The 7,009-nt window shown below is 60.8% G+C and carries 5 protein-coding genes; all 5 read right to left on the minus strand.

Features of this window, described 5'->3' with window-relative positions:
- Nucleotides 1–93 precede the first annotated feature (93 nt).
- The 5 genes from rimP to QZ822_RS07415 all read right to left on the minus strand — a co-directional run bounded on the left by rimP (nt 94) and on the right by QZ822_RS07415 (nt 6,838).
- Entirely contained in the window at nt 94–765 is a 672-nt protein-coding gene (gene rimP, locus QZ822_RS07395) for a ribosome maturation factor RimP (protein ID WP_294643690.1), read from the minus strand.
- A 99-nt stretch (nt 766–864) separates the two neighbouring features.
- Complete coding sequence (locus QZ822_RS07400) at nt 865–2,697, minus strand: proline--tRNA ligase (RefSeq protein ID WP_294643692.1); 1,833 nt, start codon at nt 2,695–2,697, stop codon at nt 865–867.
- Nucleotides 2,698–2,808: 111 nt separating this feature from the next.
- Nucleotides 2,809–4,017: a GNAT family N-acetyltransferase gene (locus QZ822_RS07405; RefSeq protein WP_294643694.1), complete on the minus strand. Its 1,209-nt coding sequence runs from the start codon at nt 4,015–4,017 to the stop codon at nt 2,809–2,811.
- A 183-nt stretch (nt 4,018–4,200) separates the two neighbouring features.
- Nucleotides 4,201–5,343: a flavodoxin-dependent (E)-4-hydroxy-3-methylbut-2-enyl-diphosphate synthase gene (gene ispG, locus QZ822_RS07410; RefSeq protein ID WP_044142245.1), complete on the minus strand. Its 1,143-nt coding sequence runs from the start codon at nt 5,341–5,343 to the stop codon at nt 4,201–4,203.
- Nucleotides 5,344–5,482: 139 nt separating this feature from the next.
- The gene (locus tag QZ822_RS07415; protein WP_049328003.1) at nt 5,483–6,838 is read right to left on the minus strand and encodes an RIP metalloprotease; all 1,356 of its coding nucleotides are present in this window, start codon (nt 6,836–6,838) and stop codon (nt 5,483–5,485) included.
- Between the last annotated feature and the right edge of the window lie 171 nt (nt 6,839–7,009).

Below are 7,009 nucleotides of genomic sequence, written 5' to 3' on the forward strand. Positions count from 1 at the left end.
CAGTTAGCACGGCGCCGGGACGCTCAACGCGCCCCGGCTCCCGAACGGTATATACCTGGCACGGAGCACCCCGTGCCTGAAGCTTTAATAACTCTATTCTACCGGCTCAGCGGGCGAATTGAAGTCAATCTCGACGTGAGCAGAAGCAATATTTTCCCACGGAAGCAAGCTCGGCTCGTGGTACGACTCCTTCTGACCCTTCTTCGTGTTCTTCTTACGAGCCAGCACCGGACCCTCATCCTGCACCTCGTGCAGACGCGCCAGGTACTCGGTGCCGTCGGGTGCGGTGACCGCAATCAGGCGGGTGCGGGCACGCTCCCAGTGGCGGCGCTCGGTCAGGGCGCGGGTAGCGCCGGGCGAGGACACCTCCAGCTCGTAGGGGAAGAACTCGTCGTTTTCATCCGCACGGTCCAGGGCGCTCGAAATCGCACCGGAAATCTCCGCGAGGGAATCCAGCGACAGCGAATCGGTACGCTCAGCGGTGTAGTCCACAGTAATCTTCACGGTGCGGTTCGCCGCCGGGCCCGAAATCTTCAGGCCCTCCAGCACCAGCGAGAACTCGGAGATAACCGGGGCAATAGCCTCGGCAACCTCTTCCTCACGGATTGCGCGGGTACCCACGCGCACCGGTGCCTCCACCACGGGCTCGCTCTCAACGCGAGTGTGGGGAGTGTTCACACCATTCGCCACGCGGGATGCGGCACGGCGAGCGCGCGCATTCGGGGCGCTCTTCTTAGAGCCAGAACGCTTCGGCTTGTATGCCATAGTTCTCTTCTTTCATTCTTCCGCCGCTACCCTGCCCCACCTCCTGGGAGGCGGGGCAGGTGGCGACGGTTATACGTCTCTGCGGGCTAGTGGCGTGCCTTAGGCGCCGCGCACCTCAGCGATGACCTCAGCCACCGCGTTCTCGATGGACACCTCGCGAGCCTCACCGCTGCGGCGGTCCTTCAGTTCCAGCACGCCGTCCTTGAAGCCGCGACCAATCACCAGGATGGTGGGCACACCCAGCAGCTCGGCGTCGCCGAACTTCACGCCGGGGCTGGTCTTCGGGCGGTCGTCCAGCATGACCTGCAGGCCGGCGGATTCCAGGGATGCGCTGAGCTCTTCAGCGTACTCGTGGGATGCTGCATCCTTGCCGGTGATAACGATGTGCACGTCTGCCGGTGCCAGGTTACGCGGCCAGATCAGGCCCTTCTCGTCGTGGTTGCCCTCGGCGATAGCAGCCAGTGCGCGGGTCACGCCCACGCCGTAGGAGCCCATGGTCACGGTCTGCAGCTTGCCGTTCTGGTCCAGAACCTTCAGGCCCAGTGCCTCAGCGTACTTGCGGCCCAGGGCGAAGATGTGGCCCATCTCGATGCCGCGGGCTGCGACCAGTTCGCCGGAGCCGTCCGGTGCCGGGTCGCCTTCGCGCACCTCGCACGCCTCAATGACGCCGTCGGCGGTGAAGTCGCGGCCGAAGACCAGGTTCGCCACGTGCTTGCCCTCTTCGTTTGCGCCGGCCACCCAGCGGGTACCGCGCACCACGCGGGGGTCAACGAAGAAGGGAATGCCGGTTGCGGAAGCCACCGCATCCTCGTCCTCGGTGTGCGCACCGAACAGGGGCGCGTCCAGGCTCAGGCCGGGGCCAATGTAGCCCTTGACCAGCTGCGGGTATGCCTTCAGGTCCTCTTCGCTGGCTGCCTCAACCTCAACCTCGCCGCCGATGCCCAGCAGGGCGCCGATGTTGACCTCAACGCGGCCCAGGTCCACGGCACGGTCGCCGGGAACGCCCACGGCGAAGACTTTACGCTCGCCGGAGGGGGTGATGACGGTGCCCAGGAAGCACTTGAGGGTCTGCGAAGCTTCCAGGGTGCCGCCGGTAACCTCGGAGTGCAGTTCGTTCATGCGCTCCACCAGGGTCTCAATGGTGGCGGAGTCGGGGGTGTCCAGAACGATTGCCGCCGGGGTGTCCTCGGTAATCTCGATTTCCTCGGGAACCACGGTGGTCACGGCCTCAACGTTTGCCGCGTAGCCGCCCGCGGAACGCACGAAAGTGTCCTCACCGATGGGGGTCGGGTGCAGGAACTCTTCACTGCGGGAACCACCCATTGCGCCGGACTGTGCGGTCACAATGACAATCTCCAGGCCCAGGCGCTCGAAAATACGCTGGTAGGCGGCACGGTGCGCCAAGTACGCCTCGTTCAGGCCCTCATCGTCAATGTTGAAGGAGTAGGAGTCCTTCATGACGAACTCGCGGCCGCGCAGCAGGCCCGCGCGGGGGCGCGCCTCATCGCGGTACTTGGTCTGAATCTGGTACAGGTAAACCGGCAGGTCCTTGTAGGAGGAGTACAGGTCCTTGACCAGCAGGGTGAACATTTCCTCGTGGGTGGGTGCCAGCAGCATGTCTGCGCCCTTGCGGTCCTTGAGGCGGAACAGGTTGTCACCATACTCGTCCCAGCGGTTGGTTGCCTCGTAGGGTTCGCGGGGCAGCAGTGCGGGGAAGTGAACTTCCTGCGCGCCAATGGCGTCCATCTCTTCGCGGATGATGTTCTCGACCTTGCGCAGTACCTTCAGGCCCAGGGGCAGCCAGGTGTACACGCCGGGGGCTGCGCGGCGGATGTAACCGGCGCGAACCAGCAGCTTGTGGCTGGCGACCTCAGCGTCTACGGGGTCCTCGCGCAGAGTGCGCACGAAGAGGTTGGAAAGGCGAAGTACCACGATTCTCCTTGAAAGGTCGATAGGTTTAGGTAGGGTGCCCGAGGCTCACCGGGTGAGCCGTAAATAGGCACAGTCGTCTTTAATTTTATAGCGTTTTAGGGTTCGGCGTGTTTAGCGCTCAAAAATGATGGTCGAGAACTGCCCAATCTGCTCCCAACCGGTCCCCCGGTACATGGCAAGAGCACGGGCGTTATAGTCGTTCACGTACAGGCTCAAGTGCGGGTAGCGGCACTGCAGAACCTGCGCGGCGGCGGCAAAGAACGGCTTAGCCAGACCGCAGCCGCGGTAGTCCGGATGCAGCCACACGCCCTGCACCTGCGCGGCGTCCAGGTTCACAATGCCCGCATCCGCTTTGAAGATGACGCGACCGTTCACATCGGTGACAATGGCGCTGCGCTGACCGGCGATGAGCGTGCGCAGGCGCGCCGCATAGCCGTCACCGTAACGGGCAATCGGGTCGAAGCCGACCTCCTCGGTAAACATGGCGGCTGCGGCGGGCAGCAGCTCCCCCAGGTCCGCGGAGGTGGCAAGACGCGCATATCCGGCAGGCTCACCGATAAGTTGAAAAGCGCCGGTGGGGGCATCGGCAGGTTTGAGGGGCGCGGGCAGGTGCGCCGGTAGCTCAGGAAGCTCCACGGCGTAGAAGCGGGCGAGGTCCTTCTCCGGCGGCAGGTACAGCAGCGGCTGATTGGGGCGCTCCGACAGAACCCGCGCACGGTGATCGCAACCGTCACCCAGGCTTGGCTGCAGCATCTGCAACAGCGGGCTCTTACCGCCGCGAGTCTGCTCGCACAGCTCCTGCATGCGCGTCCACAGGGGCATCACGAAGGCGCTCTCACCGAACATGGAATCCAGGCGAGAACCCACCTGCAGTAGCAGCTGAGCCAGCGCATCACGATGCGCGAGCGCCGTAGCATCCAGAGCGGGAGTATCCAGGGTGGTGGCGTCATAGGTTTCTACATGTTCGGCAACATCATGCTCAACCGCGGCACCGCACAGGCGCACCGGCACCACATTCGAACCCAACAGCAGCACACAGCACAGCTGCCCATCCCGCTCACAACCCACAAAACCCTGATAGTAGTGCAGCGGAATACGCGGGGACCTCACCGGAAGAGGGCACGCCAAATAATGCTCAATGGAGTACAGATTCGGGACCGGGTCACTGAACAGGACCTCCTCCAGCTCATCGCACCACCGAGCATCCAGAGCAAAAACGTGTTCCTTCACGCGATCAGGCATAGGGGAAGAATCCATCGACGAAACAGCAGCACGCCGGGCACGATCAGCCTTACGGCGGCGAGAAAAAAGAGTGAACATGACCTGTTGAGTGATAGAGAAAGAGCGACAAAAATAAGTGAAAATACGGGGACACGCACCCCCGAAAAGGCATCCGGATCTTGCGGCCACAACCAGCAGCGGTAGACACCGAGCCTGCCACCACCATAACCGGAAAAACGCGGAGGCGCCCCCCACCAGGGCGCCTCCGCGCACAAAAGCTAACTAGCTCACCGAAACAGCCGGGGAACCCTCGGGAACGTACTCGCCCGAAGCCTCCATCTCAGCAGCAATACGGGTCGCCTCTTCAATCAGAGTCTCAACGATCTGATCCTCAGGCACAGTCTTAATGACCTCGCCCTTCACGAAAATCTGGCCCTTACCGTTACCGGAAGCCACACCCAGGTCAGCCTCACGAGCCTCACCCGGACCGTTCACCACGCAACCCATCACGGCAACACGCAGCGGAACCTTCATGTGCTCCAGGCCCTTAGTCACGTTCTCGGCAAGCTCCCACACGTTCACCTGCGCACGGCCACAGGACGGGCACGAAACGATGTCCAGCTTGCGGGGGCGAAGGTTCAGCGACTCCAGGATCTTGGTGCCCACCTTCACCTCCTCAACCGGAGGAGCAGACAGCGACACGCGAATAGTATCGCCAATACCCTGAGACAGCAGAGTACCGAACGCAACAGAGCTCTTAATAGTGCCCTGGAACGCCGGACCAGCCTCAGTCACACCCAAGTGCAGGGGCCAGTCACCGCGCTCAGCCAGCTGACGGTACGCCTCCACCATCACCACAGGGTCGTTATGCTTCACAGAAATCTTGAAATCACGGAAACCGTGCTCCTCAAAGAGCGAAGCCTCCCACACGGCAGACTCAACCAGAGCCTCCGGAGTAGCCTTACCGTACTTCTCCAACAGACGCTTATCCAGCGAACCAGCATTCACACCAATACGCAGAGAAACGCCGTGGTCCGAAGCCATCTGAGCGATTTCCTTCACCTGGTCGTCGAACTTACGGATATTACCCGGGTTCACGCGCACAGCACCGCAACCGGCCTGAATAGCCGCATACACGTACTTCGGCTGGAAGTGAATATCAGCAATCACCGGAATGCGGGACTGCTTCGCAATAATGGGCAGAGCCTCCGCATCCTTATCAGTCGGGCACGCCACACGCACAATATCGCAACCGGCAGCGGTCAACTCAGCAATCTGCTGCAGAGTCGCACCAATGTCGTGGGTCTTAGTGGTCGTCATCGACTGCACCGAAATCGGAGATTCAGAACCAACACCGACAGAACCCACCTTAAACTGGCGAGTCTTACGACGCGGGGACAGAACCGCGGGAGCGGGCTTCGGCATACCAAGGCTGACCGACAAGGTTTTCCTCCATACATGGGTTATGAAGGACGTACGACGCATCCTTCGTTCAACTTTTTATTGTGCCACTGACGCGAAAGAAACCACTAATACGGGTACCCTTACCGCGCGCAACAACACACTAAAACAGGGTGATGGGCTTAACAATATCCGCCACAATCAGAATGACCGACATCACAATGAACGCGCCCGCCACCACATACGTCAACGGCAACAACTTCACCGGATCAAACGGACCCGGATCCTTACGCCCAGTCAAACGTGCAAAGAAACGACGCACACCCTCCCAGAGCGCACCCAACACATGGCCACCATCCAGAGGCAGAAGCGGAATCAAATTAAACGCAAAAAGCATCAAATTCATATTCGCCACCAGCGAGACCAACATCGCAGCCTTCGCCTTCACATCAATACGGTCAGTAGCCGTCACCTCACCGGCAATACGACTCACACCAACCACAGACACCGGCGACTCAACACTACGCTCACCACCAGTCACCAAAGTCACCGTCAACTCCCACACACGCTGCGGCAACGAAAGCATCGACGAACCCACACGCGAGAGCGTATCGCCCACCATCGCAGGCACCTCAGTAATAGAACCAGGTACCAACTCACTCGACGGCGAAACACCCACAAAACCGCCACGAGTCGTCGCAATCGAACCATCCGCAGCACGCGCATACTGGCCCTTACCATCAGAAACCGGGCGGATCATCTCAACCGGAGTCACCGACAAATCCAGACGCTGACCATTACGCTCCACCGTCAAAGTGCTCGGGTGAGAACCCGCCGCACGAATCGCCGAAGACACAGCCTCCCACGAACCCGTCGACGCACCATTCACAGCAACCACACGGTCACCCACCTGCACACCCGCAGCCTTCGCAGGCGACGGAGTGGACTTATCCGTACACTCGCCATAGCTAATCGAATCATGAGTGACATTCACGCTCGGCACGCACTCAGACACCGCCGACACCTTATTCGTCACCTGCGCCGTACCAAAACCACAAATCAGCACAGCAGTACACACCACACCAATCAGCAGGTTCATGGTCGGGCCACCCAGCATAATCACCATGCGCTTGAGCACCGGCAACTTATAGAACAGGCGGTCCTCATCGCCGGGCTTCAGACGCTCAGCATCCGCAGCACGCGCCTCCTCAGCCAAGGACGCAAACGGGCTGGTACTGCCCGAATGGCCCTCCTCATGGTGCTCCTTCACCTCAGCAGGGCTCGGCGGGTACATACCAATCATCGAAATGTAGCCGCCCAACGGGATCGCCTTGAAACCGTACTCAGTCTCGCCGCGGCGGAAAGAGAACACGGTCTTACCGAAGCCAATCATGTACTGCGGGACGCGCACATTGAACAGCTTCGCGGGCACCAGATGCCCCACCTCGTGCAGGGCAATCGAGACGGCAATAGCGATTGCCATGAGGATAATGCCCACAGCGTACAGCAGGATTTCCACGCTTTTTCTCGTTTCGGTTCGGGGATACGAAGCTTCTAGGATACTCGCTTAGCCTGTGAAGGCGCCCTCCCTCGCTTTCTGGAGGGGCTGGATGAGGACGGTAAGAGGGGCGGTGTTCGTCCTCGTTCCTACAGGGAACCCGCCCTCGCTTCGCTTCGGGCACCCTGATGT

Source organism: uncultured Rothia sp. (assembly GCF_916715725.1).
GTDB lineage: Bacteria > Actinomycetota > Actinomycetes > Actinomycetales > Micrococcaceae > Rothia.